Here is a 26,716-nt window from a genome sequence, read left to right as displayed (position 1 = left end):
ACCAAGCTGGCACTTGGAAAGTCCAACGATGTGTCTAGACTGCGACTCATGCCACGTCAGTCGACACACCGCGCGGAGCGCCGCCGCTACGACCAGTACTGCGGCGCGGCCCGCGCGCTGGACGCCGTAGGGGACCGCTGGACCCTGCTCGTCGTCAGGGAACTCCTCGCCGGGCCCCGCCGTTACACCGACCTCCACGCCGATCTGCCGGGCGTCAGCACGGATGTGCTCGCCTCCCGGCTCAGGGACATGGAGCGCGACGGCGTCGTCTCGCGCAGGCGGCTGCCCCCGCCCGCCGCCGCGTCGGTGTACGAGCTGACGGACCGCGGCCAGGCGCTGCTGCCGGTGCTCACCGCGCTCTACGCGTGGGGTTCGCGCGAGTTGGCCGAGCCCCGCCCCACGGACGCCGTGCGCGCCCACTGGCTGGCGCTGCCGCTGCGGGAGCGGCTGGCCGCCGAGGGCGGCTCGGGGCTCGTCGAAGTCCGCCTCGACGAGGGCGCGTTCGGCGCGTACGGCGCCTTCCACCTGTGGCTGCCGCCCGACCCCCGGGTCTACGCCGAGGGCCCTGCGCCCGGGGCGCCCGACGCACGCGTGATCCTGGACAGCCCCACCGCGGTCGCCCTCACCGCGGGCGAGACCACCCTCGCCGAGGCGGTACGGGCGGGCCGCGCCAAGGTCGAGGGGGAGGGTGGCCCGGCGGCGGCCCTGCGCGGCGACTGACCGGCTCCACCGGCCCGCCCGCCGCGCGCCGCGGACACGCCGAGGGGCCCGGAGCAGCGCAGCTCCGAGCCCCTGACGTACCGTCAATTCACTCTTGTATGAGTGCCGTTCGGGCGGTCAGCCGCGTCGCCTCGCGAACCGGAAGCCGCCCACCCCGGTCAGCGCGGCGAGCGCGCCGCCGCCCGCGGTCCAGGCCCAGCGGTCGGTGGCCAGGCCCGAGGACCAGCCGTCCTCCGGCTTGCGCTCACCGGACGCGAGGGCGCTCGCCGCCAGCGGCTCGACATGGCCGCCGACGGCGTGCGCGCCGCCCGCCGGGTGCCCCGCCACCGACACCGAGGCGTCCACCGGGAGCCCCAGCGCCGACGGCGGGGCGTCCACCGCGGTCAGCCGGACGTAATACGTGCCCGGCAGCGGGTCGTTGGCCCAGGGCTCGGCCCAGCCGCGCACCGGCCGCAGCGTGCACGCGAGCGAGACGGACGTGGCGCCCTCCGCCACCTTCCGCGTCCCCGCCCCGTACATGCACGACTGGCGGCGGCGCAGCCCGTCGTAGACGTCGATCTGCCAGGTGGAGCCGGCGACCGCGGACGGCACCTTCACCTCGGCGCGCACCGTGGGCCGCTGGCCCTGGTCGGCCGGGAACGACCAGTACAGGTAGTCGCCCGAGGACGCGCTCGCGGTGGCCGTCTGCCCGTCGGGGATGGCCGTGGCGGTGCGGAACGAGGTGCCCGCCTCGGTGGGGGCGTCGTCGGACGACGACGCCGAGTCCGAGGGCGAGGGCGACGCGTCGTCCGCGGCGGCGGGCCAGGAGGCGCCCCACAGCAGCGCCCCCAGGGCGAGCAGGGTGCCCGCGGCGGCCGCGGCCCTGTGCATGATCCGCATCAGTGGTCCCTTCCCTGGAAGCCGCCGCGCCCCGGGCCCGGCGTGCCGAGCCGCGAGAGGAGGCCGAGCAGCAGCCCGAGCACGAGCCCGGCCGCCGCCAGCGTCCCCAGCAGCCACCAGCCGCGCCCGAGGCCGAACGCGGCCACGTCGGAGGCGGCGTCGGGGCCGTCCACCACGTCGACGGTCAGCTCGACGGGCAGGCCCGGTGTGGTCTTCACGGACGCCGGGGCCGAGTAGGAGTTGCTGACCTGGAGGCAGACCGTCTCGGGCGCGTCGTCCTCGTCGTCGTCGGCCTCGGGCTTCGGGTAGCGCAGCCCGGTGGAGATCACGTCGGTGCGGCCGTCACCGGCCTCCGAGCCGCGTACGATCTCCCGCCCCGACCTGGTCATGGCCCGCAGCAGCACGCCGTAATCCTTGTTCACCGGCCGGTCGGCGGACACGCTGACGGCCGCGCGCAGCTCCTTGCCGCCCTCCAGGCTCACCTTGTACCAGCGGTGCTGCCCGAAGCTCTCCCGGTCGCTGTAGAGGCCGGGCTTCAGCTCGGGCGCGCTCGCGCAGTCGGCGGCGCCGTCGACCCCGGTCGGGGTGGCGACGGGGTCGGCGGTGCGGTCGACCAACTGGCCTACGCGGTCCGACAGTTCCTCACGGTGCCGGACGGAGGTGTAGGTGCCGCCGGTGGCCTCCGCGATGCAGATGAGCTGGTCGCGGGTCTTGGCGTCGGGCACCAGGCCCAGGGTGTCGATGACCAGGTGGATGCCCTTGGCGGCGAGCTGCCGCGCCACCTCGCAGGGGTCGAGCGGCGGGCAGGTGTCCTCGCCGTCGCTGATCAGCACGATACGGCGGGAGCCTTCGCCGCCCTTCAGGTCGTCGGCGGCCTGCTGGAGCGCGGGTCCGATCGGGGTCCACCCGGTCGGCGCGAGCGTGGCGACGGCGGCCTTCGCGTCGGTGCGGTCCAACGGGCCCACGGGGTAGAGCCGTTCGGTGTCCTTGCAGCCCGTCTTGCGGTCGTCGCCCGGGTAGTTGGCGCCGAGTGTGCGGATGCCGAGTTCGACGTCCTCGGGGGTGGCGTCCAGCACCTCGTTGAACGCCTGCTTCGCGGCGGCCATCCGGCTTCCGCCGTCGATGTCGCGGGCGCTCATGGAGCCGCTGACATCCAGCACGAGGTCGACCTTGGGGGCGGGCTTGTCGGCGGGTTCACCATCGGCGGCGTACGCCCCCGAAGGCAGTCCGACGCTCAGAACGGCGAACAGCGCGCACAGCACCGCCACCGCTCGTTGTCTTATGATCATTCGGCGGATCTTATGGGTCCCGGCCCGTTGATTGCGAGCTGACGCCTCGTCAGGTCCCTTGTGGCCGCCGGTGGTTCACGGCTCCGTACACCACGCCGCGGCGGCGAGCCTCAGCCGGCGGCGAGGCCGCCCAGCAGGCGGGCCGCGGGGCCCGGGGAGATCAGCCACTTGAGATGGCTGCCGGGGAGGGTGTGGACGTCGTACGGGTTCTGCGGGGTCAGGGCGTCGCCCTCGCGGATCAGGCGGTCCTGGAGGGCCGGTGGCAGGCTCGCGTCGTCGGTGAGGCGTACGTACGTCCTCGGGATGCGGCCCCAGGTGGCGGCCTGGGCGCGGTGGGCCGCCGTACCGGCGTCGGTGTTCTCGTCGGGCTGGAGGGTGCTCAGGAACGCCAGGAACTCGTCGTCGGTGCCGTCGGCGAGGAAGGCGGCCTTGAGCGCGGCGAGCGCCTTCGGGTCCGCGGTGCGGAAGTTGACCCGCAGCAGGCCGAGTTCGGCCGGGTTGCCGACCGCGGCGAGGGCCAGTGAGGCGGGGTCGACACCGGCCATCTCCGGCTCCGCGTAGTAGGCCGCGGCGTCCAGGTCGACCGGGCACCAGGACGAGACGTACACGAGGCGGTCGATGAGGTCGGGCCGTGCGTTGGCCGCGGCGGTCGCCGTGATGCCGCCGCGGCTGTGCGACACCAGGATCACCGGGCCGTTGCGCTTCGCCCGCTCCAGCACCCCGACGAGGTACGCGGCGTTGTCGTCGAGCGTGACACCCCTGATCGCGCCGGGCGCCGCGGCGAGCCCTGCGGCGTCCTGCGGGGCCTGGTAGGCGCGCGGGTAGGTGGCCGTGAACCCGTGGCCCGGCAGGTCGACGGCGGCCGAGCGGTGCCCGAGCAGGCCCAACTCCGCCTGGAGCGGCGCGAAGGAGAACGAGTTGGCGAAGGCCCCGTGGACCAGGACGAAGGTCGGTGGCATCGGCTCCCCGCTCCCCGGCCGTCACCGCGGCCTCGTCGGCGGCCGCGCCGTCGCGGCGGGCCTGCCCACAGGCTACGGCTTGCGCGCCACCCCGCTCCCGGCGTGCCCGCCGCCCGCGACCTCGATGGACGTGGAGAGGTCGGGCCGCCACTCGGCGGTGGGCACCACTCCCGGCTCGACGAGTTCGAGCCCGTGGAAGTACTCGCCGATCCGGTCGAGGGAGCGCAGATGGTAGGTGTTCACCGACTCGCTGTTGTAGGCCGCGACCGCCGCCTTCAGCCGCTCGTTGGTGTCGGTGCCGTCGCTCAGCGCCAGATAGCTTCCGGACGGCAGCGCCGACACCAGGGTGTCCACGATCCCGGTGGGGTCCTCCTCGTCGGAGATCTGCCCCATGATCGCCACCATGGTCAGCCCGATGGGCCGGCTGAAGTCCAGGGTCTTCTTCGCCTCTTCGATGATCCGCCCGGGGTCGCGCACATCGGCGTCCACATACGCGCAGGCCCCCTCGGGGGCGCTCTTGAGCAGCGCCCGCGCATGAGTGAGCACCAGCGGGTCGTTGTCGACGTAGACGATCCGGCTCTCGGGCGCGATGCGCTGCGCCAGTTCGTGGGTGTTGTCGGCGGTGGGCAGGCCCGTACCGACATCGAGCAGTTGCCGGATGCCGACGGTGCCCACCAGATAGCGCACGGCGCGGGCGAGGAAGTGCCGCTGGAGCCGCGCCACGGCGGTGAACTCGGGGAAGGTCTTGAGGATCATCTCCCCGATCTCGGAGTCGGGCGGGTAGTTGTCCTTGCCTCCGAGCAGGAAGTTCCACACGCGGGCGGAGTGGGGGCGGTCGGTCTGGAGCCTGGCCTTGAGGTCATCGGGAGGAACGCTCATGGTGAGAGCTTCACACACGGTGAGGCGCCGGGGCCAGGCAACTCCCGCACCCGTCGACCGTGTTCACCCACTCCGACGCACCCGCCCCCCCATGTGGCTGGCAGTCAGCTAACCGGGCGTCAGCCGTCCGCCGCACTCGATGTTCCTGCTGTGCACCTCCACCACTCCGGGCTCGGCGAGCGCGGCGGGCAGGGGCGTGCGGCCGGAAGGGGGCCCGGGGTGTCGGCGCGGAGGCGGGGGAGGGGTTCTGGCCGGGGGCCTTGGCGGGTGTGGTCGTCGAGGTCATACGGCCATGCGGGCGGGCGGTGGCGCACGGTGCTGGCGGTCTGCGGACGTGGCTGTCGGCGGTGTGTGCTGCTCGGCGGAGGCGGAGGCGGAGGCGGTGGGCGTGGCGGGCGTGTTGGGTGTGGCTGCGGGCGAGGGGCGGCGGAGGTGGTGGGGGCGGCTCGGGCGCCGGGTGGTGGCTCCGGCTGGCTCTCTCACTTCTTGCGTTCGCCGTAGGCGGCCCTGCTGGCCTCGATGTCCGCGATGTGCTCAAGTGCCCAGTCGGCCAGGGCGAGCGCGGGCGGGATGAGGCTGCGCCCGGTCTCCGTCAGCGCGTACTCGACCCTCGGCGGCACCTCCGCGTACGCCGTCCTCGACACCAGTCCGTCGCGCTCCAGCTTGCGCAGGGTCAGCGTCAGCATCCGCTGCGAGATGCCGGGGATCTGCCGCTGGAGATCGCCGAAGCGCAGCCGCTCGCGGTCGAGGGTCGCCACGATCAGCAGCGTCCACTTGTCGCAGATCCGGTCGAGCACGGCGCGTACGGTCCGCCCCTCGTCGCCCCGGATCATGCAGGTGTGCCGGTACCGCCACATGCCGTCCCCCGGTGTCTCACGCACATCCGTGTGCCTTTTGTAAGCCTCTTCGCGGTGACCCATCATGAGCCCACTTACGGATGGTAACCATCGAGCTGGGGGCCCCTGTGACCGTCGCATACTGGATCGTCGCCGCGCTGACCGCGGTGTTCTACGGGTACGCCGGAGGCAAGAAGGTCCTCCAGGACCGGGAGGCGCTGCGCCCCATGATGGGCTGGGTCGACCGCGTCCCGCTGCCCGCCGTCCGCCTCATCGGCACCCTGGAGATCCTGGGCGCCGCGGGGCTCGTACTGCCGCCCCTGACCGGCATCGCCGCCCGGCTCGCCGTCGCGGCGGCGGTCGGCCTCGCCCTGATCCAGGTGGGCGGCATCACCCTCCACCTCTCCCGCGGCGAGGCCCGTCTGATCGGCCTCAACATCGCCCTGCTCGCGGCGGCGGGGGCGCTCGTCTGGCTGGGAACGACTTGGCTCTAGGCATACGCGCCCCGGTGAGGGGGTGTGCGCCGCGTGGGAACCGGGGGGTCAGGTGCCGGATCGGTCGAGGCCCAAGGACCCGGTCGACTGGGCGAGCCGGTCGCCGACGCCAGCGACGCCCGTGCACCGCTACCGCCGGAACAGCACCTGCCTGGCGCGGTGCACAAAGGCCCGCCCCGCCGGGTTGCCCGGCCCCGACTCGCGCCAGCCGAACACCAGTCGGCCACGCAGCGGCGGCTGGTGGATGGCGATCGAGTGCAGCCGGTCGGCCCTGGCCGCGGCGAAGTCGCCGGGCAGGATCGCCGCTCCCAGGCCGTGCGCGGCCAGTTGGACCAGGTGGTTCGGGTCGCTGGCCTCGAACGCGATCCTCGGTGCGAACCCGGCAGCGGCGCACGCCTCGTCGAGCCGGGCGCGCAGCCCGGTGCCGCGCGGCAGGCTGATCAGATTCCGGCCGCGCAGCGTGTCCAGCGGCATGGTGTCGTGCGCGGCCAGTTCGTGGTCCGGGGAGACCGCGGCCACGATCGACTGGTCGGTGATCACCTCAAGGCCGACGCCGTCCGGCCGGTCCGCGCCCACGCTGACGATCGCCGCGTCCAGGTCGCCGCTGCGCAGACCGGCGAGCAGGTCGTCGGAGTTGCCCTCGGACAGGGTGATCTCGACGGCCGGGTGGTCGCGGTGGAAACCGGCCAGCAGGCCGGGCAGATCCACCTCGTGCGAGGTCACCGTGCCGACCGCGACATGCCCGCGCAGCAGCCCGGTGAACTCGGCCACCGCCTCCCGCGCGCCCGCCACCGCGGCCAGCGCGGCCCGTGCGTAGGGCAGTACGGCCGCGCCTACCTCGGTCAGCCGGACCGTGCGCGCCGACCGGTCGAGCAGTTCCTGGCCGAGTTCCCTCTCCAGTCGGCGGATCTGTGCGCTCACCCCGGGCTGGGCCACGTGCGCCCTGTCCGCGGCGCGGGTGAAGTTGCGCTCCTCGGCCACCATGACGAAGTACTCCAACTGACGCAGTTCCATAACCAGAAATTCTAGTCACTAGACCAACTATTTCTTGGCCTTCTAGATCGGATCGGCGCAGAGTGGAGGGTGCCAGGAGAGAGGAGCCCGCCATGAGCGCACCGACCACCGCCGACCGGGAACCGGTCCGTACCCTCGACGACCTCGAAGGACCGGCCCCGGACGGCGCCGACGACTGCCCGGCGGTCGGGGCCGGGGCCCGGTGGCGGGCCCACTGCCCCAGGACCGGCGCGGGTGACCGGGCGGAACCGCGGGGCGCACGGTGACCGTGATCATCGCGGGGGCCGGGATCGGCGGCCTGACCGCGGCCCTGGCCCTGCACTCCGCCGGTATCGCCTCGACGGTGCTGGAGAGCGTGCGCGACCTGCGGCCGCTCGGCGTCGGGATCAACGTCCAGCCGCACGCCGTACGCGAGCTGATCGACCTCGGCCTCGGCGAGGACCTGGCCCGGATCGGCGTCGCCACCGCGGAGAACGTGTACTGCGACCGCACCGGCGCCATCCTCCACACCGAGCCGCGCGGCCTGGCCGCCGGGTACGCATGGCCGCAGTACTCCCTCCACCGCGGCAAACTGCAACTGCTCCTGCTGGACGCGGTACGCGACCGGCTCGGCCCCGACGCGGTACGCACCGGCACCCCCCTGCTCGGCTTCGACCAGGACCCCGGCCGGGTCGTGGTCCGGGTGCCCGGCGGGGAGCTGACCGGCGACGCGCTCATCGGCGCCGACGGGCTCCACTCGGCGGTGCGCCGCGCGCTGCACCCGGGCCCCGACCCGCTGCTCTGGTCCGGGGTGCGGATGTGGCGCGGGGTCACCGAGACCGGGCCGTTCCTGACCGGCCGGTCCATGGTGATCGCACGCGGCGCCCCGGGCACGGAACTGATCGCCTACCCGATCGGCCCCACCACGGTGAACTGGGTGGCCCAGGTGCAGACCGCCCCTGGCGGCCCGCTGCCGGGCGACGCCAACGGGAACCAGCCGGGCGACGTCGACGAGGTGCTGGCCCACTTCGGGGACTGGGACCTGGGCTGGCTGGACGTGCCCGCCCTCATCGGGCACCACACGCGGCTCCTCGAATACCCCATGGTCGACCGCGACCCGCTGCCGGACTGGGGCACCGGCCGGGTCACCCTGCTCGGCGACGCCGCCCACCCCATGTACCCGGTCGGCGCCAACGGCGCGTCCCAGGCGGTCATCGACGCCCGCGTGCTCGCCGACGAACTCTTCCGCGACCTGCCGGGCGGCCTCGCCCGCTACGAACAGGCACGGCGTACCGCCACGGCGGCGATCGTGGACGCGGGCCGCGGAATGCAGCGCACCTGGCACATACGGTCAGGACCGGAACTCGCCAGGATCACCGACGACTACCGGCGAACCACCACCGCCGACGCACCCAGGAGAGACTGACATGGCCACCTTCGTCCTCATCCCCGGCGCCTGCCACGGCGGCTGGTGCTTCGACGACGTGTGCGAGCGGCTGCGCCGACACGGACACGACGCCCGCCCGCTCACCCTGACCGGGCTCGGCGAACGCGCACACCTGCGGCACGCCGGAGTCAACCTGGACACCCACATCCAGGACGTCGTCGCCCATCTGACCACCGAACGCATCGAGAACGCGGTACTGGTCGGCCACAGCTACGGCGGCACGGTGATCAGCGCGGTCGCCGACCGGGTGCCCGAACGCGTCGACTCACTGGTCTACCTCGACGCGTTCGTGCCCGCCGACGGCGACTCCTGCTGGCGGATGACCAACGACGAGCAGCGCGCCTGGTACCAGGACGTCGACGAGACGGGACACGGCGTCAGACCGCTCCCGTTCTTCGACCCGCGCGCCACCCCCCACCCGCTCGCCTCGCTCACCCAGCCGGTGCGGCTGACCGGTGATCCCGGCCGGTTCCGCCGCCGCGACTACGTCTACGCCACCGACTGGCCCACCGGTTCGCCGTTCGAGCCCACGTACCGTCGGCTGAAGGACGACCCGGCCTGGCACGTGCACCCCCTGGACTCCCGCCACAACATCATGCGGGACGCCCCGGACGAACTGCTGGCGATCCTGCTGGGTTCCCTGTCGGACGAGGAGAGTTGAGGAACCGCTGCCGTCACCCACGTCAGGGACAGCGCGGCGGTGGCGGCCCGGCTTGACTGAGCCCCGCCGAACGAACCCGGTGCGACCGGGGGAGAGGAGGGGCAGGGGGAGTGCTCGGCCGTTTTCCGCGGAGGGGAGTGGTCAGGCAGTGCTCAGTGAAGGGGGAGCGGTCGGCCTGTTCTCAGCGGGCGAAGTGCCGTTCCGCCGCCTCAAGCCGGGGCACCGGCACGCCCCGCCGCCGCGCCTCCGCCAGGGTGTCCCGGCAGATCTCACGGGGCTCCTCCGCCCCGGGGTCGGACTGCGCCGCGAACAGCGTCCGCACCGGGGCGAAGTGCACGGTCAGCCAGGCCAGGGCGGGGGCGGTCAGCCAGGCGGGCGCGTGGAACGCGAGCACACTGGCCCGATGGCGCCGTAGGTCCACCCCGCGCGCCGCGACGAGCGGCAGCAGCTCACGGCCGGTCAGCAGCGCCTCGCGCAGGTCGCCCCTCGCCCCCGCCAGCGTGGCCAACGACCCCCGCCGCAGCCCCCGCGAGTTCAGACCGGCCCCCGCCACGAAGTGGAGCCACAGCCAGCCGCGGAAGTCGCGCTGCTCCCGCGGCCGGAACCCGGCCTCGCGGAACACCCGGCGCACCGCGCGCTCGTGCTCGGTCGGGGGCCGCCCGAAGGTGCCGAAGACGACCGAGGGCAGCACGGCCCCATGGAGCACCCCGTCCTCGCCGAAGCCGCCGCCCGCCTGCGGAAAGCCCCAGGCGACCTGGTCGCGGGGGAGGGCGCCGACCGCGTCCAGGGGCTCGTCCCACACGTTGCCGAAGACCAGCACAGTGGCCGCGCCCACGTGCGGCGCCAGGAACTCGGCCGCCGCGGCGAGCCGGTGGTGCTGCACGCTCAGCACGATCAGGTCGTAGCCGTGTCCGGCCTCCAACTCCTCCCGGAAGCGCACCGGCCACTTCTCCACGACGCGCCGCCCCCGCACCCGGCGGCGCGTGTCGAGCAGATCGAGGCCCACCGCCTCCCCGTACGCCGCCGCGCGGCCCGGGCGTACATAGAACTCGACGTCGTGCCCGGCCCGTTCCAGGGCCCAGCCGTACACGGTGGCGATCACGCCGCGGCCGAACATCAGGATCTTGATGGCACACCTCTCTGCGATACTGTGGAACTGGAGATCGTCTCCACTTGCCAAAAATATGGAGATGGTTTCCGTTTGTCAACGGGAGGTAGTGCATGACCGCCGCAAAGCCGCTGCGCGCCGACGCCCGGCGCAACCGCGACGCCCTGATCGCCACGGCCCGGGAGGTCTTCGAGACCGGCGACTACGACCTGCGCTTCGACGACTTCGCCCGCCTGGCCGGTGTCGGCACGGGCACCCTGTACCGCCACTTCCCCACCCGGGAGGCGCTGGCCGCGGCGGTCTACGACGAGGAGATCGCCACCCTGCGCGACCGCGCGGGACGGCTGCGGGACACGCTGCCTCCCGACGAGGCGCTTGCGGCGTTCCTGCGGGGCATGGTCGACCACATGCACGCCCACCAGGGCCTCGCCAGGACGCTGGCCGCACTGATGGCCGCCGGCTCCGACGCCCTCGCCGAGGGCAGCAGGGCGCTGGAGCGCACCGTCGGGGACCTGGTCGCGGCCGCCGTGGCGGACGGCACCGTCCGCGACGACGTGGGCGCCGGTGCCGTCATGATGGCGCTGCACGGTATCGGCGCGGCCCGCGACCGCCCCGACTGGCGGGCCGAGGCCGAGGACGTGGTCACCCTCCTGGTGGCCGGACTCCGCAGGCCCCCCGGCGACGCCGTCCGGCACGAGCACTGACGGCCCCCCGGTGCCGACGCCCGCACCCCGGCAACCGTCTCAACGCGACCGCGCCGACGCGGAGTCGGCCGCCAGCGCGGCGGCCAGGTCGCCGAGCCTGCCGAAGGCGCGCGCCATGCCCACATGGTCGCCGTAGTCGCGCGACTCGACGATCAGCCCGTCCCGCACCCGCACCACGAACACACACGGTACGGAGAACGGGGCGCCGCCCGCCGACCCCACATAGCGGAACTCGTACACGACGACCTCCGGGTCCCCGGTCTCGTGCACCTGCCCCACGGGCTCGAACCGCTCGACCCCGCGCGCCGCGCCCGGCGCGTCCGCGAAGTGCCCGCGCAGCTCGGCGCGGGTGCGCAGCGGGGTGTCCCCGGTGGGCGCGAAGGGGTGCCTGACATCGGTCCGCTCGGCGTAGTAGCCGGCGAGCCGGTCGAGCTGGTCCTCCCGTTCCCGCTCGGTGAGGTCGGCGCTGACGAGGCGGCTGACCCCGGCGGCGACGGCGCGGACGACGTCGGCGGGTGCGGACGGTCGTGACGGCATGGCTTCCCCCTGAACAAACGAAGTCTGGACTCCGTTCAGCGTAACGAAGTCCGGACTTCGGTTAAAGTCGGTGCCGGAGCCGAACGGGAAGAAGGGGGCTGCTGTCCGGGATGCGACAGGACGCACGCGAGAACCGGGAGCGCATCCTGGCCGAGGCGGAGGCGGTCTTCGGCGCGCAGGGCGCGGCCGGTTCGACCGAGGAGGTGGCCCGGCGGGCCGGTGTCGGCATCGCGACGGTCTTCCGGCACTTCCCGACCAAGGAAGAACTGATCGAGGCCGCGCTGCTGCGCCATTTCGACCAGCTCACCGAGCGGGCCCACACCCTGGCCGCCGAGACCGACCCGGCCACGGCCTGGCGCACGCTCGTACGGACGATGATCGAGACGGGCGCCACGAAACTGACGCTCGCCGCGAGGCTTTCGGACGGCCAGGGCCTGCCGACGAGCGCCACCGCCGCCTCGGACCGCCTCAAGGACGCGGTCGGCGAGGCGTTGCGCAGGGCGCAGCAGGCCGGGGTGGTACGGCCTTCGGCGACGGTGGAGGAGGTGTACCTGCTGATCCGGGGCCTGGCCCAGGTAACGGCGACGATGAGGACGCCTCCGCGGACGCTCTCCCGGGCCATCGACGTGATCCTGTCGGGCCTGACGTGAAACCCCCCGCCCGGCGTGACTGCCTCAGGGCTTCAGGTGCCGGAGGAAGGTGTGCCAGGGGTGGGCGTGAAAGGCGAGTTGGGAACCGCACCGGTTCTTGGAGTCGCGGACGCGGGTGGTCACGGGGGTGTGGGCCACCTCTACGCAGTCCGCGCCTTCCCCGCCGCTGTGGCTGCTCTTGTGCCAGTCGAGCTGTTGGTCGGTGATCATCGTCTGCCTGCCTGTGCGTCGGGGAGCTGCCTCAGAGGTCTGCAACGACATTCTCGATCAAGGCTACTGACTCTTTCACGGGGAGAGCGTTGCTCCGGATCGCCCCGTAGCAGATCTCCAGCATGCGGATCTCATAGAGATCGGAGACCAGTCGGTGAGTGCGTTGGACTTCGTTGTACGCCAGGACGTCGCCGCCTTGCAGACGCATGAGTTTGAAAGGGCCATCCAGCCCAGGATGGTCTTCGATGGTCATGGGGAGGACTTGGACGTCCACGTTCTTGAGGCGCACCACCTCCAGCACGTGTTCGAGCTGTGCCCGCATGACGTCTCTTCCGCCGATGAGGTGCCGCAACGACATCTCGTCCTGCACGAAGTGGAAGATCGGCGTGGCCTTGGCCGGGTCGATGATCCGCTGTCTGGCCATGCGCATGGCCAACAGGTTCTCCACTTCCGCGTCTTCGTAACGGGGCATTCGAGCCTCAAGTACGGCCCGCGCGTAGTCCGGTGTTTGCAGAAGGCCGTTGAGAGTGGTGTTGGTATAGGCGCGGATCTCCACGGAGCGTCCCTCCCATTTGGCAAGGTCGCGGACCTTCTTCGGATACTTGGCCTTGTCCACATCCTCCGTCAGGGCACTGATCGTTCCCTCGGCCCGCAGAACGTCGTCCGCAGCGGTCAGAAAGTCCTCCTTCGGGGCCCGGCGCCCCTGTTCGACGGAAGCAACCTGCTCGTAGCTGTAGCCGATCCGATCACCGAGCTGAGACTGAGTGAGTCCCGCCCGGTCGCGCCATGTCTTGATGATTCTGCCCGCCATACGGAGCACCGGCGACACGTCCTCATCGTCGTCCCATGTGGGCGGGATTGGTCCTCCCATTCCCATGGCACCTCCTCCTGTCGTTCCTGACTCAACGCCGGAAAGAGGCAAGGCGTTGCGCTTTCCCACCAGTACAGAATCCTTGCGAGCCCGTACATTCTCGCCAGGTACTTGCGCTCCGTCGCAGGAAGGTACTCATCTCGGGCGACGCTGAGTCGCATGAACACGGAGATTGCACCTCCCCCCACTGCCTTCACAGGACGCAGCGACGCCATGCTCACCGATTCCGAAGGAACCTTCACCGTCCAACTGCCCGGCACCCGCAAAGCGGCCCGTCTCGTGCGGCATCTCGCCGTGCGGCAACTCGCCGTCTGGGGCTGGCCCCACGACGCGCGGCCCTCGCGGACCGCAGGTCACCTCGTCGGGGAACTGGCCGCCAACGCGGTCACGCACGGGCGGGTTCCCGGGCGGGACTTCCGCCTGGGAATGGTGCTGCTCGACGACGCCCGCACGCTGCGTATCGAGGTCACCGACGCCTGCCCCGAGGCGCGCCCCGCGACCCCCGGCGCCGCGCCGGAGGCGAAACCGCTCGCGGACTCGGGGCGCGGACTGCTGATCGTGCAGGCGCTGTCGGACCACTGGGGGGTGTACTCCAAAACCCCGTACACGAAGACCGTCTGGTGCCAGTTCACCGTCACATAGCCGGGCCGGGGCCGTGAGGCGGCCCGGAGCAAAACGGCGGCGATCCCGGGGTGTTGCACCCGGCGGTGCCGTGGGGGCGGGATCGCCCCAGGTCAGGGCGGATTGTCAGTGGTGGCTGGCAGAGTGTGCGCCATGACCAGGACCGAGTTTCTGACGGTGGCGTCCCTCTGGTTCGAGTGCTGGGCGCTCGCCGGGGTGATGGTGTATGCCCTGGGGACGACACGGTCGAGGGTGCCCGGGAGCATCGTCGGCAGGATGCCCCTGCTGAGGCTCATCGGCCGCCGACGCGCGGCCCGCCGTGCCGGGCGCGTGCTGGCGGCGCTGTCGGAAGCCGGCGTCGCACCGCGGCATCTGCCGGACCGCGAGAGCCTGGCCGAGCGGATACGGTGGCGGACCGTGGGCGGTACCTTCGCGTCGCTGCTGCTGTCGGTTCCGGTAGGGAGCGTGGTGGCGGCCATCATCGCGGCCGTCTGTCGACTGGAGACGCGGTCGGGCCCGGAGCCCGCGGAGATGGGCGTCTGGTTCCTCGCGACGGTGGCGCTCATACTGCCCTCCGCGCTGCCCGCGATCCTCGACGACTGGGGTGTCCGCCGCTCCGACGCCTCCGGCACCGCGGCGATGCGTGCCGTGGCCGCCGTCGAGACCCTGCTGCTCGGCGAGGGTGTCACGGGCAAGAAGACCAGACTCGAAGCGCGCGCGTACGCGCTCAACCGCCTCTGCCGCGCCCTGCGCGACCAGGCACGGCACGAGTCGCGCGAGGCGGGGGCGCGATCGTCGCGCGCCTCGGCGGAGCTGACGGACCTCCTGGTGCGCAACATCCTCCGCGGAAACCATGAGCTGAACTTCGCCGAGGACGACCGCGAGAAGGCGCAGGCCACCCGGCGCGCGCTGGCGGAGCTGATATCCAGCGCCCTGCGCTATAGCTGCCGCCCCCGGCCTTCCCGCGACGGGCTCGGCTTCGTGGACCCGGCGCTGCTGACGTCGGCGGCCGACGGGGGACAGGAAGAGGAGGCACGCAGGCCGCTCGGTGTCCAACTGGCCGGTGTCGGGGCCCAACTGGGCCTGGCGGCCGCCATCCTCGCCGCCGCCGCGTTCCTCGCGCCGCGCGGTGTGGCCACCGAGGCGCTGGCGGTGCTCGCCGTCGCCCTGCTGGTCCCGGTGTGCCGCTCCCTGAGCCGACGCCTCGGCTACGAGATACGGCTGCCCGACATCTCCTGGGGAGCGGCGGGCGGCGCGGCCGAGGAGGGCGCCACCACCGCCGACCGTACCCCCGCAGCCCCGGCCGTCCCCGTGTCGGCTCCCGCTCGGGCCCCGGCTCCTGAAGGGGCGTCGCCCGCCACGGCGGCCCGCTCCTGAGCCGGCCCCGCCGGAGTCTTCCGAGGTGCCGCAGGGTGTCGCGGGGCGCGGGTGGGGAGAGTTGAGGGTGGGAACAGGGCCACCCTGTGGATAAAGTATGTATTTCTGGTGCACGAGAGGTGAGAGCCGTCTCGCCCGCTGTACGCCCCTGGAGGCACACACTCATGAGACCGACCCGCGCCGCGCTGTTCGTCGCCGCCACCGCACTCACGCCCGCGCTGCTGCTCAGCGCCCCGGCGTTCGCCGCCGGCCCCTCGGCACCGCCCAGGGCCGCGGCCTCGGCTGCGGCGTCGTCCGACAAGCCGGTGGACGAGATGACGGAGGCCGAACTGCGCGCCGCGATAGCCGACATCCTCGCGGAGAACGACGGTGTGGCGGTCGTCCGGGAGGCCAACAGGGCCCTCGACGGCACCGTGGAGGACATGCGTACGTTCCTGAAGACCGGTTTCACGGCAGCCCAGTTCGAGGACGACCGGGTCGCACTCTTCCGTCTGCTCCATCTGGCGACGCAGGCGGGTGACAGAGCCGTCATCGCGGGGGTCAACGAAGCCCTTGACGCCAACACCCCGGAAGCGGCGCGGGCGTTCCTGGAGACGGGGTACGCGAAGGCCCAGTTCGAGGACGACCGGGTCGCGATCTCCCGTCTGCTCTATCTGGCGACGCAGGCCGGTGACAGGGCGGTCATCGCGGGGGTCAACGAAGCTCTCGACGCCAACACCCCGGAAGCGGCACGGGCCTTCCGGCAGACCGGGTACCGGCTCGCCCAGGCGGAGGACGACGCCGTCTACATCGCCCGCATGCTCGCCGACCCGGACATCACCCCCGCCCTGCGCGCCGCCGCCAACGCGGCCCTCGACGACGGCTCCCCCGAGGCGCTGCGGTACTTCCGCGTGACGGGCCAGTACGAGGTCGAGAACTAGACACGGCCGCCCGGCCCTTCAGCCCACCAGGGCGCGACCCCCGCCACCGCACACGCCCCCCACCGGGGCACGGCGGGCGTCGCGCCCTCGCGCAGATCCCCCGGTCGACCCTCTAGAGTCCCGCCCGTGGACGACAGCGTGTACGTGGGCAACGCGGGCCGGGACGCGGCACTCGACCGGGGGTGGCTCCTCGGCCACTTCAAGGACCCGGGAGATCCGCGCCACAGCGCGGCCGTGGAGGTCAAGTGGGGTGTCCACCCGCGCGGCGACACGCGGGCACGGTGGGTGGAGGGCGAGGAGCGTACGGCCCTGCTCGTCCTCGTCAGCGGCCGCTTCCGCGTCGAACTCCCCGGCCGCAGCGTCCTCCTGGCGCACCAGGGCGACTACGTGGTGTGGGGGCGCGGGGTCGACCACTCCTGGATCGCGGAGGAGGAGTCGGTCGTCCTGACCGTGCGCTGGCCCTCCGTACCCGGCTACGCGGTGGACGAGGGGTCGGAGGAGGGCGGCACGGCACCGGCCGAGGGGACGGACCCGCGGGCATAAGGGCAGGCGCGGAGCCCGGCGCGGAGGGGCAACGCGGGCTACCGGAACTCGCGGGCGCGACAGGGGTGCGGCCCGAAGGCAACCGTCCCGTGGTGTCAACCGCCCCGTAGTGTCAGCCCTGCCGGTCCGCCCGTGCAGCCTGCCGTGCTTCACGGGCCAGGCTCCTGGCGATGGCCGCCGCGTGGGAGGCGACGTCGTCGATCGTCGGGTGGCGGCGGCTGAGGAAGCCGCTGCGCAGCAGCGCGGCGTAGCCGTGGGCCGCGGCGATCTGCCGCTCAAGCAGCTCAAGCGCGTCGCGCGCGTGCCCGCCCGTGACCTCAAGCGCCGAGGGGAGAAGGGCGTCCATCACGCCGCGCCCGGCTTGCAGCAGGTCCGTGTCCCCGGCGTTCTGCAACTCGGGGGCGAAGATCAGGTCGAGCCCCGAGCCGTTCTCGGCGGCGAACCGGGCGTAGGCGGCCGCCGACACCGCCGTGGCCTCGACGGGATCGGCCGACCCGTCCTCGTGGTGTGGCAACTCTTCCTGGGCGCGCGTCATCTGCTCGGTGAGGGTCCCCGCCGCGGCGATGGCGCAGGCGATGAGCAGCGCCTGTTTACTGGCGAAGTGGCGGTAGGGAGCCGCGGTGCTCACACCGGCGCGACGGGCCACCTCCGCCACGGAGAGCGCGGCGATCCCCTCTTCGGCGATCAGCCGTAGCGCGGTCGAGACCAGGGTGGCCTTCAGATCGCCGTGGTGGTACGTGCTGCGCTTCGGCACGGCTGCGTCCCCTCTCCCTCAATGTAAGAGACATCTTACATCCTGCCACGGCGGCCCGGCCACCTCCCATCGTCCACCCGGCGTCGACGTTTGACTTACTGCTAGAGCCCTCTTACATTAAGGAAAGTAAGAGCCTTCACACATTGAGGGTGAGCAGCGACTATGCCCGAGGAGGGCAGAGATATGGCCAGTACATTGCAGTCCACTGTGGCGCTCGTCACCGGCGCCAGCAGCGGCATCGGCCGGGCGACGGCCCTCAGGCTCGCCGAGGAGGGCGCGACCGTCGCGCTCGTCGCCCGGCGCAAGGAGCGGGTGGAGGAGTTGGCGGACCTCGTCGCCGACCAGGGCGGCCGGGCGCTGGTCGTCTCCGCCGATGTCACAGATGCGGACGCCGCCGCTGCCGCGGTGGCCGAGATCGTCGAGCGCCTCGGCCGCCTCGACATCGTGGTGAACGCCGCGGGCGTCATGCTCAACGGCGACTCGCTGCGGGCCCGCCTCGACGAGTGGGACCAGATGGTCGACGTCAACGTCAAGGGCGTGATGTACGTGGTCAAGGCCGCCCTGCCGCATCTGCTCGACGCCGCGGGGAGCGCGGAACGCCGGGTCGCCGATGTGATCAACATCAGTTCGGTGGCCGGCCGTTACGCCGCCCCGACGGTCGCGGTCTACAACGCCACCAAGTTCGGCGTCACCGCCGCCACCGAGGCGTGGCGCCAGGAGTACGCGGCCCACAACCTGCGCTTCTCCGTTGTCGAACCGGGCGCGGTGGACACCGAACTCTTCGGCCACCAGCAGGAACACGCCCAGGAGGTGGAGAACCAGCGCTTCGACGGTGTCGAGAAGCTCCACCCCGAGGACATCGCCGACGCGGTCGCCTACATCGCCACCAGCCCGCGCCGCCGCGCCATCAACGAGATCGTGATCCGCCCCACCGACCAGGGCTTCTGACCCGGGAGAGGACGAGCACCCGATCACGATTCCCCGGCCGTACGCGGCGCACCACGGGCCGCCGGGAAAACCGTGGTGGGCACCGCCGCGGCCGCTGGTCTAATACGCGGATGGAGAACATCCCGGAGGAGAAAACACCGCCCTCCGACCCCTGGCCCGCGTACTTCGCCGGACGCGGGCATACGGGGGTCCGCCGTATCGGCGCCGGTGTCGAAGGCGTCGTCTACGGGCTCGGGGAGGGGCGGGCCGCCAAGGTCTGGAGCGGTCGGCCGCCTGCCGACCTCGATCTGACCCGCCGGGTGTACGCGGACCTGGCGCGGCACCCGCTGCCCTTCGCCACCCCGGAGATCCTCGACGTCGAGGACCACGGGGGCGTCCTGGTCACGTACGAGCGTGAGCTGCCGGGACAGCCGATGGGGGGCGACTTCGCGCACACGGACCACGAGCGGGAACTGCCCACCCGGCACAGCGACGCGCTCCTTGGCGTCCTGCGGGGCCTGGCCTCCGTGCCCGGCACCGACGCCATGCGCCGGCTGACCGTCCAGGGCGACGACCGTCCGCTGTGGCGGGACCACGACTGCTTCCGCGACGCGCTCGCCGCCCTGGTCGGCCGGGCGGCGGCCCGGCACGGCACCGCCCTGGCCGCCCGCGTGCCCGATTTCGAGGCGGGGGTCGCCCGCACGCGCAGGGCGCTGCGCGCACTCCCCGACGCTCCGGTGACGGCGGTCCACGGGGACCTCGTCCCGCCCAACATCCATGTCGACACGTCGGGACGGCCCGTCGCGGTGCTCGACTTCGGCTTCTGCACGACCGCGGGCGACCCCGCCTTCGAGGCCGCCGTCACCGCCGCCGTCTGGGACATGTACGGGCCGTACGCCGAGGAGCACACCGCGGAACTCACCGCGCTCTTCGCCAGGGAACTCGCGTACCCGCCGACGACTCTCACCGCCTACCGGGCCGCGTACGCCCTGACCACGTACGACCTCTTCGGCCTCGACGAGCGGGACGGGCACTTCCGTTGGTGTGCGGCACAACTGCGCCGCAACGCCGTGTTCACCGCCTGAAGCGGGCGCCCCGCACCACCTGCCGACGGCCCCGCGGCCACGGCTCAGCCCTGCGCCGTGGGCCGGACGACGATGTCGCCCACGTCGACGCCCGACGGCTGCTCGACGGCGAAGGCGATGGCGCGGGCGACCGCCTCGGGCGGCATCGCGATGTCGCCCATGCTGTCGAGGATCTGGGCCTTCATCTCCGGAGCCATGGCGTCCGTGAACTCCGTGCGGGTGACACCCGGCGAGACGACCGTGACGCGCAGGCTGTCACCGGCCTCCTGGCGCAGGCCCTCGGAGAGCGTGCGGACCGCGTTCTTGGTCCCGGCGTACACCGCCTGGCTCGGCACCACGCGCAGCCCCGCCGTCGACACGGTGTGCACGAAGTGCCCGGAGCCCTGCTCCCGGAAGACGGGCAGCGCCGCGGCGATTCCGTACAGGACCCCCTTGAGATTGACGTCGATCATCTCCTCCCAGTCCTCGACCCGCAGTTCGTCGAGCGGGGAGATCAGCCCGACCCCGGCGTTGCTGACGAGGACGTCGACCCTGCCGTACCGCTCGCGGGCCAGCCCGACCAGGCGCGACAGGTCCGCCCTGCGCCGCACGTCCGTGCGCGCGTGGACGGCCTCGCCGCCCGCCTCCCCGATACGGGCGGCCAGCGCCTCAAGGCGCTCAGGGCGACGCGCGCCGAGCACCACCTTCGCGCCCCGCCCGGCCAGCAGCAGCGCGGTCGCCTCGCCGATCCCGCTACTGGCCCCCGTGATCACGACGACCTTGCCTTCGATTCCCGACATGAGATCCTCCGAAAGTGAAAAAGGGCGCAGCGCGTCGGCCGTCTACAGTGGAAGTGGAGGCGCCGCCGGTTGACCCCACCGTAAGTGGGTGCGCCTCCACTTAGCAAACGGGGACGAGGGAGCGAGCCGTTCGATGGCACGGGAGACGGAACGCCCGCTGAGGGCCGACGCGCGGCGCAACCGGGAGAAGATCCTGGCCGCCGCGGTGCGGGTGTTCAGCGACGAGGGCCTTGACGCCCACTTCGAACGGATCGCGCGGGAGGCGGGCGTGGGAACCGGCACGCTCTACCGCAACTTCCCGACCCGCGAGATCCTGATCGAGGCGGCCTACCGCAACGAGGTGGCGCGGCTGTGCGACGCCGTGCCCGACCTGCTGGCGGCGCTGCCGCCACGGGAGGCGCTGCGGGCCTGGATGGGCCGTTTCGTCGACTACGCCACCGCCAAGCTCGGCATGGCGGACGCCCTGCGGGCCGTCGTCGCCTCGGGGGGCGACCCCTACGGCCACAGCCGCGACATGATCCAGGACGCCATCTCGACGCTGATGGCGGCGGGCACGGCCGCCGGTGCCCTGCGCTCCGACATCCGGGCGGCCGACATGTTCGCCGCCCTCGCCGGCATCGCCCTCACCTCTGCGCGGCCCGAGCAGCGTGACCAGGCGGAACGCCTTCTCGACCTCACCCTCGACGGGCTGCGGCCCGCACCGCCACGGCTCCCCGAAGGGTGAGGGTGCGGGCCCCGGTGCGCGGTGCGCCCGGCGCGGCCGGGGGTGTGCCGCCGAGACGGGAGCCGCCCCAGGGCCGGGGAGGGGCCTGGGGCGGCGGTGTGGGGAGTGTCAGCGGAGGTTGACACGCTGGATGGTGTCCTCGCCGGCGGGACCGGCCGCGGACTTGGCGGCGATGTACGCGACGCCGTGCGCGGTCTCCACGTGGTTGGGGTTGGCGCCGGTGGTGATGGTCTTGACGACCTTGCCCTTCCAGGGGTCGACCACGGAGACGGTGGCGGCGGTGCGGTTGGCGACCAGGACCCGTCCCGAGCCCGCGTCGGTGGCGACGGAGAGCGGGCCCTCGCCGGTGGGGACGGTCCTGGCGACCTTGCCGGTCAGCAGGTTGACCTCGGAGAGGGTGCCGCCGGACTGGTCGGCGGTGTAGGCGGTAAGACCGGTCGCGGACAGCGCGATGGAGATCGGTCCTTCGCCGGTCGGGATGAGGCGCGGGCTCTTGGACCAGGGCGACAGGGCGATGATCCGGTCGCCGCCCAGGTCGGTCGCGTAGACGGTGCCGGTGAGGCGGTTGACGGCGAGCCCCGTGGGCTGCGAGTCGTCGACCGTGACGCGCTTCTTCTCCTTGAACGTCTTCGTGTCGAAGCCGACGATCGTGCCGTCGCCGAAACCGCTGGCCCACGCGGTGTTGTGGACCTCGTCGACGACGACCTCGCGGGCGTGCGCCACGTCCGGCAGCGTGGCCAGGTGCGCGCCGGTCTTCTGGCTGTAGACGGCCACCGAGTCGTCGGTGGTGTTGGTGGTCCACACCGTGTTGTGCTCGTCGTCCACGGCCACGCCGTAGACGGATTCGAGGGCGCCGGTGTCCGGGTCGGTCACGGGCGGGGTGTACGCGTCCTCGACCTTGAGCGTCTTCGGGTCGAGCTTCAGGAGCGAGGAGGTGGCCTCCGCGCCACGGCCGGCCGAGGCGGTGGCCCACAGGACGTCGTTCCGCGCGGAGTACGACGACTGGTAGAGGCCCGCGGTGACCGGCACCGACACGTCGGCCTGCGTTCTCGGTGTCGCGTTCGCCGTCGCGGTGCCGGTCAGGACGAGCGCGGTGCCCGCGGCGAGGGCGACGGCGGTCGCGATGATCCGGTGGGGGGAGCGGGTGGGTGAGGTCATGTCTCGTCAGTCTCCTTGGCTCCAGGCGTCTCGGAGTGAGGCGCGAACAACGTCAACTTAGCTTAGCCTTACCTAACTTTTCCGGGCTCTCCTGTGTGGCACTCGCCACAACGCACCGGTACGAGCGGGCAGTCGGGCACGACCCGCCACGGCGGCCGGGAGCGGGCGGGGAGGGGCGGTGTCCGTCGGCTGCCCGCTGTCCTGGCGCGCTCCGGGGACGACGACGTGGTTCACCGGGTTCACACCCCAGGGGCCGATCCCACCGCCGCCGCGCACGTGTCGTACGGCGCGGGCCCCGAGCGGACCGTCCAGCCGTCGGGCACCGCCCGCCACACCGGCCACAGGGAGAGCAGGCCCGCCGCGTTCACCAGCACCAGATGGGTGCCGCCGTCCGCCCCGTCGCCGCCCGCCGGGTCCGGTTCGAAGGGGCCCTGACCCGCCGTCATCCGTCCAACTCCCCGAGCCTGGCTGCCAGTACGGCGGCGATCCGGTCGAGGTTGGCGTCGCGCAGCATCGCCGGGTGGGTGCAGTCCAGATCGTGGTTGACGACCTCCCCGCGCACATGGGCGTGCCACGCCTCCCGGGTGAGCCAGTCCTCGGCGCGCGGCGCCGCGGCGGTGAAGAAGAGCATGTCGCCGCGGAACACCCGGTGACGGTGCTCGCGCATCACCCGGGCGTGGTTGGGCACGATGTCGACGATCCGGGAGAGGGTGCGCTCCGGCAGCCCGGCGAGCGGACTGCCCGCGGCGCGCAGCGTTCTGAGGACTCCGGCGCGGTCCTCCTCCACGGTCCGCTCGAAGCCCGCCATCCTGAGGACCGCGGTGAGCGCGTCGCCCTCCTCGGGCGCGGGCCGCTCCCGCCACTGCTCGGAGGGGAAGGCGTCGAGCAGTGCCAGCAGGTCGACCTCCTCGCCCGCCTCCTGGAGCAGGACGGCCGCATGGTGCGCCAGCACCCCGCCCACCGACCAGCCCGCCAGCCGGTAGGGGCCGTGCGGACGCAGCGCGCGTAGCCGCGCCACATAGTCGGCGGCCTCCTCCTCCAGGGTCGCGGGCAGCGGCTCGTCACGCACCAGGCCCCGTGCCTGGAGTCCGTACACCGGCTGCCCCGGGCCGAGCCTGGCCGTGAGGCCCGCGTAGCACCAGGCGATGCCGCCCGCCGGGTGGAACACGAACAGCGGCACCGCACGCCCGCCGCGGCGCAGCGGCAGCACCACGTCGAGCGCGTCCGCCCCGCCGGGGCCCGTGCCCCGCGTCCGCGCGGCGAGGGCGGCCGGTGTCGGCGACTCGAAGAGGGAGCCTATGGTCAGCTCCGCGCCCGTCTCCTCGCGCACCCGCGCCACCAGACGCACCGCGAGCAGCGAGGTGCCGCCGAGGTCGAAGAAGGAGTCGTCGGGGCCTGCCCCCGGCACGCCGAGCACGTCGGCGAAGAGCCGGGCGAGCGCCGCCTCGCGGGGGGCAGGGGCGCGCCCGGCGCCGGAGCCCGCGAACACCGGGGCGGGCAGCGCCCCACGGTCCAGCTTGCCGCTGGGGCTCAGCGGGAACTCTCCGAGCGCCACCACCGCAGCGGGCACCATGTGCTCGGGCAGTTCCCCGGCCACCGCGGTCCGTATCGCCGCCGGGTCGGCGCCGCCCGTGACATACCCGACGAGGCGCTGCTGCCCGCCGTCCTCGCGGACCACCGCGCACGCCCCCTCGACCCCGGCGCACGCCGCCAACGCCGCCTCGACCTCGCCGAGTTCGATGCGCTGGCCGCGCAGCTTGACCTGGAAGTCGGTACGTCCCAGGTACTCCACCTCGCCGTCCCGCGTCCACCTGGCCAGGTCGCCCGTGCGGTACATGCGCGAGCCCGGCGGGCCGAACGGGTCGGCGACAAAGCGGGCCGCGGTCAGTTCGGGGCGGCCCAGATACCCGTCGGCGAGCTGGCGGCCCGCGAGGTACAGCTCGCCCGCGACACCGGGCGGGCACGGCTGGAGCGCCGCGTCCAGCACATGGAGACGGGTGTTCCACACCGGCCGCCCGATCGGCACCGGGCCCGTGCCGTCCGCCGCGCAGGTGTGGTGGGTGACGTCGACGGCGGCCTCGGTCGGCCCGTAGAGGTTGTGCAGCTCCACCCCCGGCAGGGCGCGCGCGAAGGCGGTCGCGGTCTCGCGCGGCAGCGCCTCGCCGCTACAGAACACCCGCAGCAGACCCGTGCACCCGGCCACGCCCTCGGCGGCCAGGAACACCTGGAGCATCGACGGCACGAAGTGGCAGACGGTCACGGCCTGTTCGCGGATCACCCGGACCAGGTAGTCGGGGTCGCGGTGGCCGCCGGGCTCCGCCACGACCAGGGTGGCGCCCACCCGCAGCGGCCAGAAGAACTCCCACACCGACACGTCGAACGACGACGGGGTCTTCTGCAACACCCGTTCCCCCGGCTCCAGTCCGTACCGGTCCTGCATCCAGCGCAGCCGGTTGTCGATCGCCCCGTGCGAGACGACGACCCCCTTGGGTCGCCCCGTCGAACCCGAGGTGTAGATGACGTACGCCGGGTGCGCGGGGGTGAGCGCGCGCGGCGGGTCGACCCGCAGACAGGCGCTGACGTCGAGCCCGTCGAGCACCACAAGCGGCACGCCCGCGGTGTCGGGGAGCCGGCCCGTGCGGTCGGTGACGGCGCACACCGGGGCGGCGTCACCGAGCATGTACGCAAGGCGCTCCGCCGGGTAGTCGGGGTCGAGGGGCAGATAGGCGGCGCCCGACTTGACCACCGCGAGCAGCGCCACCACCAGGTCGGCCGACCTGGGCACCGACACCGCCACCACCGCGCCTGGCCCCGCGCCGAGCGTCGCGAGGTGCCGGGCGAGGCGGTTGGCGCGGTCGCTCAGCTCCCGGTACGTGAGGGTGGTGTCGCCCCACACCACGGCGGGCGCCCCGGGGCTGCGGGCGGCGCGTGACTCGATCGGGCCGACCAGCGTGGTGTGCGGCAGCTCGCGCCCGGTGCGGTTGAACTCCCCGACGACCAGCGCCCGTTCGTCCGGGGTGGCGATGCCGAGGGCGGCCAGCGGCGCCCCGGGGTCGCCGTCGGCGAGCCGCCCGAGCAGGTGCAGGAAGCGTTCCTGGTGCGCGGCGAGGTCGTCCGCGGAGTACAGCGCCGGGTTGCCGTCGTGGTCGACGCGCAGCCCCCGGCCGTCGGCGCGGTCGTAGACGTTGACGGTCAGATCCTCCACGGGACCCGCCGACAGGTTGCGGGCCCTGGCAGGGACGCCCGCGAAGTCCGCCCCGTAGTCGAAGGGCATGGTGTTGACGAGCGGCCCCACCAGGGCGCGGTGCTCGCCGAGGAGCCCCAGGTCACGGCGGATGTCCTCGTAGCGGTACCGCTGGTGGCGGCGGACCTCGCGGACGCCGAGCACCACCTGCCGCACCAGCCGGGCGAAGGTCGCGCCGGGGCGCACGTCGAGCCGCAGCGGCAGCACGTTCATCACCATGCCAGGCACCCGCAGCGCCGCCGACCCCATGCGGCCCATCATCGGCAGCCCGAGCACCACGTCGCGGCGCCCCGCGGCCCGTGAGGTGTAGAGGGCCTGCGCGGCGACCAGCACCTCGGGCCAGGTGGCGCGCAACCGCCCGGCCAGCTCCCGCAGGGCCTCGGTGGTACGGGGGCCGAGGTACGCAGTGCGGCGCAGGAACGTACGGGAGGGCAGTGCGCCGCGCCCGGCGAGGTGCGGCGCCCCGGGCCGGTCGGCGAGCAGCCGCGACCAGTGCTCCCGGTCGGCCGCGAACGCGTCGGAGGCACGGTACTCGGCGTCCTGCGCGACCAGTTCGGCGAGCGTCCCGAAGCCGCTCGGGCCCGGCTCCCGACCCCGTACGAGCGCCGAGTACACCTCGGCGGTGCGGCGCACGAGCAGCGAGTAGCCGAAGCCGTCGATGGCCAGATGGTGGACACGCTGGTACCACAGCCACCGCTCGTCCGCGGTCCGCAGCAGCGCCTGCCCGACGAGCTGACCCGACGTCAGGTCCCGGGGCAGCGCCAGGTCCTGGCGCATCCACGCGTCGGCCTCGGCGGCCGGGTCACGGGAATCCCGCAGGTCGAGCACCGTGAGCGGCGCGGCGGCGCCCGGCACGACGTACTGGCGCGGGCCCCCCGGGGTGTCCTCGAACCGCACCCGCAGCGTCTCGGCCTCCTCGGCCACCCGCCGCAGCGCGGCCCCGAAGACACCGGGGTCGAGCGGCCCGTCCATCTCCAGGCATTCCGCGGTGTTCTGCGCGGGGCTCAGCGGGTCGAGCGCCTGCGCGTACCACATGCCGGACTGGGCGGCGGTCAGCGGCAGCGGCCCGTCGGAGTCCCGGGGCCCCGACGGCGGTCCGCCGGTGAGCAGCGCGGTCATACGGCCGCCCCCAGCAGCGGTGCCCACGCGTCGAGCGCGGGACGCTCGGCGAGGTCGACGAAGGCCGCCGCCACCCCGTGGTCCCGGCGCCACCGTTCGAGCAGCGCCATGATGCGCACGGAGTCGAGGCCGTAGTCGACCAGGTTTTCGTCGACGGGGATGTCCCGCGGGTCCTCGCCGAGCGAGTCGGCGACGTCACGGCGGATCTGGTCCAGGGTGAGGGGCATC

Annotated in this window: 30 protein-coding genes; 14 read left to right on the top strand and 16 right to left on the bottom strand. The window is 73.0% G+C overall.

The window, feature by feature from the left end:
- Positions 1–48: 48 nt before the first annotated feature.
- The gene (locus ACIBIW_RS22655; RefSeq protein WP_399338771.1) at positions 49–720 is read left to right on the top strand and encodes a winged helix-turn-helix transcriptional regulator; all 672 of its coding nucleotides are present in this window, start codon (positions 49–51) and stop codon (positions 718–720) included.
- A gap of 117 nt (positions 721–837) precedes the next feature.
- On the opposite strand, the gene ACIBIW_RS22650 is transcribed toward ACIBIW_RS22655, so the two are convergent.
- The 5 genes from ACIBIW_RS22650 to ACIBIW_RS22630 all read right to left on the bottom strand — a co-directional run bounded on the left by ACIBIW_RS22650 (position 838) and on the right by ACIBIW_RS22630 (position 5,583).
- Positions 838–1,599, bottom strand: coding sequence for a hypothetical protein (locus tag ACIBIW_RS22650; protein ID WP_399338770.1), 762 nt, complete (start codon positions 1,597–1,599; stop codon positions 838–840).
- Complete coding sequence (locus tag ACIBIW_RS22645; protein ID WP_399338769.1) at positions 1,599–2,888, bottom strand: VWA domain-containing protein; 1,290 nt, start codon at positions 2,886–2,888, stop codon at positions 1,599–1,601. The genes ACIBIW_RS22650 and ACIBIW_RS22645 overlap by 1 nt, the downstream gene beginning before the upstream one ends.
- Positions 2,889–2,998: 110 nt before the next feature.
- Positions 2,999–3,847, bottom strand: coding sequence for an alpha/beta fold hydrolase (locus ACIBIW_RS22640; RefSeq protein ID WP_399338768.1), 849 nt, complete (start codon positions 3,845–3,847; stop codon positions 2,999–3,001).
- A 72-nt stretch (positions 3,848–3,919) separates the two neighbouring features.
- Positions 3,920–4,726, bottom strand: coding sequence for an SAM-dependent methyltransferase (locus tag ACIBIW_RS22635; RefSeq protein ID WP_399338767.1), 807 nt, complete (start codon positions 4,724–4,726; stop codon positions 3,920–3,922).
- 479 nt (positions 4,727–5,205) lie between these two features.
- Positions 5,206–5,583: a winged helix-turn-helix transcriptional regulator gene (locus ACIBIW_RS22630; RefSeq protein ID WP_399338886.1), complete on the bottom strand. Its 378-nt coding sequence runs from the start codon at positions 5,581–5,583 to the stop codon at positions 5,206–5,208.
- Positions 5,584–5,690: 107 nt separating this feature from the next.
- Here ACIBIW_RS22630 and ACIBIW_RS22625 point away from each other — a divergent pair, with 107 nt between their 5' ends.
- Entirely contained in the window at positions 5,691–6,056 is a 366-nt protein-coding gene (locus ACIBIW_RS22625; protein WP_399338766.1) for a DoxX family protein, read from the top strand.
- A gap of 129 nt (positions 6,057–6,185) precedes the next feature.
- On the opposite strand, the gene ACIBIW_RS22620 is transcribed toward ACIBIW_RS22625, so the two are convergent.
- Positions 6,186–7,070: a LysR family transcriptional regulator gene (locus tag ACIBIW_RS22620; protein ID WP_399338765.1), complete on the bottom strand. Its 885-nt coding sequence runs from the start codon at positions 7,068–7,070 to the stop codon at positions 6,186–6,188.
- A 92-nt stretch (positions 7,071–7,162) separates the two neighbouring features.
- Between ACIBIW_RS22620 and ACIBIW_RS22615 the strand changes: the two genes are divergently transcribed.
- From ACIBIW_RS22615 to ACIBIW_RS22605, 3 genes are read left to right on the top strand one after another with little or no spacing between them, the layout of a single operon-like run.
- Positions 7,163–7,336: a hypothetical protein gene (locus ACIBIW_RS22615; protein ID WP_399338763.1), complete on the top strand. Its 174-nt coding sequence runs from the start codon at positions 7,163–7,165 to the stop codon at positions 7,334–7,336.
- A complete protein-coding gene (locus ACIBIW_RS22610) occupies positions 7,333–8,475 on the top strand; it encodes an FAD-dependent monooxygenase (RefSeq protein WP_399338762.1) in 1,143 nt (380 codons plus the stop codon). Before ACIBIW_RS22615 ends, ACIBIW_RS22610 begins: the two co-directional genes overlap by 4 nt.
- A gap of 1 nt (position 8,476) precedes the next feature.
- The gene (locus ACIBIW_RS22605; RefSeq protein WP_399338761.1) at positions 8,477–9,157 is read left to right on the top strand and encodes an alpha/beta fold hydrolase; all 681 of its coding nucleotides are present in this window, start codon (positions 8,477–8,479) and stop codon (positions 9,155–9,157) included.
- 181 nt (positions 9,158–9,338) lie between these two features.
- Here the strand turns inward: ACIBIW_RS22605 and ACIBIW_RS22600 are convergent, their stop codons facing one another.
- Positions 9,339–10,274, bottom strand: a complete 936-nt coding sequence (locus ACIBIW_RS22600; protein WP_399338760.1) for a ketopantoate reductase family protein — start codon at positions 10,272–10,274, stop codon at positions 9,339–9,341.
- A gap of 104 nt (positions 10,275–10,378) precedes the next feature.
- Here ACIBIW_RS22600 and ACIBIW_RS22595 point away from each other — a divergent pair, with 104 nt between their 5' ends.
- Positions 10,379–10,969 carry a TetR/AcrR family transcriptional regulator gene (locus ACIBIW_RS22595; RefSeq protein WP_399338759.1) on the top strand — a complete coding sequence of 197 codons (591 nt, stop codon included), beginning with the start codon at positions 10,379–10,381 and terminating at the stop codon, positions 10,967–10,969.
- A gap of 39 nt (positions 10,970–11,008) precedes the next feature.
- Here the strand turns inward: ACIBIW_RS22595 and ACIBIW_RS22590 are convergent, their stop codons facing one another.
- Positions 11,009–11,506 carry a nuclear transport factor 2 family protein gene (locus ACIBIW_RS22590; protein ID WP_399338758.1) on the bottom strand — a complete coding sequence of 166 codons (498 nt, stop codon included), beginning with the start codon at positions 11,504–11,506 and terminating at the stop codon, positions 11,009–11,011.
- A gap of 110 nt (positions 11,507–11,616) precedes the next feature.
- Here ACIBIW_RS22590 and ACIBIW_RS22585 point away from each other — a divergent pair, with 110 nt between their 5' ends.
- A complete protein-coding gene (locus ACIBIW_RS22585) occupies positions 11,617–12,156 on the top strand; it encodes a TetR/AcrR family transcriptional regulator (protein ID WP_399338757.1) in 540 nt (179 codons plus the stop codon).
- Between the two features lie 24 nt (positions 12,157–12,180).
- On the opposite strand, the gene ACIBIW_RS22580 is transcribed toward ACIBIW_RS22585, so the two are convergent.
- Positions 12,181–12,366 carry a DUF397 domain-containing protein gene (locus tag ACIBIW_RS22580; RefSeq protein WP_399338756.1) on the bottom strand — a complete coding sequence of 62 codons (186 nt, stop codon included), beginning with the start codon at positions 12,364–12,366 and terminating at the stop codon, positions 12,181–12,183.
- Positions 12,367–12,397: 31 nt separating this feature from the next.
- Positions 12,398–13,306: a helix-turn-helix domain-containing protein gene (locus ACIBIW_RS22575; RefSeq protein WP_399338755.1), complete on the bottom strand. Its 909-nt coding sequence runs from the start codon at positions 13,304–13,306 to the stop codon at positions 12,398–12,400.
- A gap of 90 nt (positions 13,307–13,396) precedes the next feature.
- On the opposite strand from ACIBIW_RS22575, the gene ACIBIW_RS22570 reads away from it, so the two are divergent.
- From ACIBIW_RS22570 to ACIBIW_RS22555, 4 genes are all read left to right on the top strand, one after another.
- A complete protein-coding gene (locus ACIBIW_RS22570) occupies positions 13,397–13,879 on the top strand; it encodes an ATP-binding protein (protein ID WP_399338754.1) in 483 nt (160 codons plus the stop codon).
- 132 nt (positions 13,880–14,011) lie between these two features.
- Positions 14,012–15,235, top strand: a complete 1,224-nt coding sequence (locus ACIBIW_RS22565; protein ID WP_399338753.1) for a hypothetical protein — start codon at positions 14,012–14,014, stop codon at positions 15,233–15,235.
- A 164-nt stretch (positions 15,236–15,399) separates the two neighbouring features.
- Positions 15,400–16,155, top strand: coding sequence for an ALF repeat-containing protein (locus ACIBIW_RS22560; protein ID WP_399338752.1), 756 nt, complete (start codon positions 15,400–15,402; stop codon positions 16,153–16,155).
- Positions 16,156–16,281: 126 nt separating this feature from the next.
- On the top strand, positions 16,282–16,698 hold the full coding sequence (locus tag ACIBIW_RS22555; RefSeq protein WP_399338751.1) for a signal peptidase I: 417 nt from the start codon (positions 16,282–16,284) through the stop codon (positions 16,696–16,698).
- 112 nt (positions 16,699–16,810) lie between these two features.
- Here ACIBIW_RS22555 and ACIBIW_RS22550 read toward each other — a convergent pair whose 3' ends face one another.
- Positions 16,811–17,452, bottom strand: coding sequence for a TetR/AcrR family transcriptional regulator (locus ACIBIW_RS22550; RefSeq protein ID WP_399338750.1), 642 nt, complete (start codon positions 17,450–17,452; stop codon positions 16,811–16,813).
- A 183-nt stretch (positions 17,453–17,635) separates the two neighbouring features.
- Between ACIBIW_RS22550 and ACIBIW_RS22545 the strand changes: the two genes are divergently transcribed.
- Together ACIBIW_RS22545 and ACIBIW_RS22540 are read left to right on the top strand one after the other, a co-directional pair.
- Complete coding sequence (locus ACIBIW_RS22545) at positions 17,636–18,400, top strand: SDR family oxidoreductase (RefSeq protein WP_399338749.1); 765 nt, start codon at positions 17,636–17,638, stop codon at positions 18,398–18,400.
- A gap of 110 nt (positions 18,401–18,510) precedes the next feature.
- Positions 18,511–19,464, top strand: a complete 954-nt coding sequence (locus tag ACIBIW_RS22540; RefSeq protein WP_399338748.1) for a phosphotransferase family protein — start codon at positions 18,511–18,513, stop codon at positions 19,462–19,464.
- A gap of 44 nt (positions 19,465–19,508) precedes the next feature.
- On the opposite strand, the gene ACIBIW_RS22535 is transcribed toward ACIBIW_RS22540, so the two are convergent.
- The gene (locus ACIBIW_RS22535) at positions 19,509–20,243 is read right to left on the bottom strand and encodes an SDR family oxidoreductase (protein ID WP_399338747.1); all 735 of its coding nucleotides are present in this window, start codon (positions 20,241–20,243) and stop codon (positions 19,509–19,511) included.
- A gap of 133 nt (positions 20,244–20,376) precedes the next feature.
- Here ACIBIW_RS22535 and ACIBIW_RS22530 point away from each other — a divergent pair, with 133 nt between their 5' ends.
- Entirely contained in the window at positions 20,377–20,967 is a 591-nt protein-coding gene (locus ACIBIW_RS22530; protein WP_399338746.1) for a TetR/AcrR family transcriptional regulator, read from the top strand.
- Between the two features lie 108 nt (positions 20,968–21,075).
- Here the strand turns inward: ACIBIW_RS22530 and ACIBIW_RS22525 are convergent, their stop codons facing one another.
- The 4 genes from ACIBIW_RS22525 to ACIBIW_RS22510 form a co-directional block, all read right to left on the bottom strand.
- Positions 21,076–22,125: a YncE family protein gene (locus ACIBIW_RS22525; protein ID WP_399338744.1), complete on the bottom strand. Its 1,050-nt coding sequence runs from the start codon at positions 22,123–22,125 to the stop codon at positions 21,076–21,078.
- A 239-nt stretch (positions 22,126–22,364) separates the two neighbouring features.
- Positions 22,365–22,571, bottom strand: a complete 207-nt coding sequence (locus ACIBIW_RS22520; RefSeq protein ID WP_399338743.1) for an MbtH family NRPS accessory protein — start codon at positions 22,569–22,571, stop codon at positions 22,365–22,367.
- Complete coding sequence (locus ACIBIW_RS22515) at positions 22,568–26,488, bottom strand: amino acid adenylation domain-containing protein (protein WP_399338742.1); 3,921 nt, start codon at positions 26,486–26,488, stop codon at positions 22,568–22,570. Before ACIBIW_RS22515 ends, ACIBIW_RS22520 begins: the two co-directional genes overlap by 4 nt.
- The gene (locus ACIBIW_RS22510) at positions 26,485–26,715 is read right to left on the bottom strand and encodes a phosphopantetheine-binding protein (protein WP_399338741.1); all 231 of its coding nucleotides are present in this window, start codon (positions 26,713–26,715) and stop codon (positions 26,485–26,487) included. The genes ACIBIW_RS22515 and ACIBIW_RS22510 overlap by 4 nt, the downstream gene beginning before the upstream one ends.
- Position 26,716 lies beyond the last annotated feature (1 nt).

Source organism: Streptomyces sp. NPDC050560 (assembly GCF_044457285.1).
GTDB lineage: Bacteria > Actinomycetota > Actinomycetes > Streptomycetales > Streptomycetaceae > Streptomyces.
This window is presented reverse-complemented; position numbering and strand designations above follow the sequence as displayed.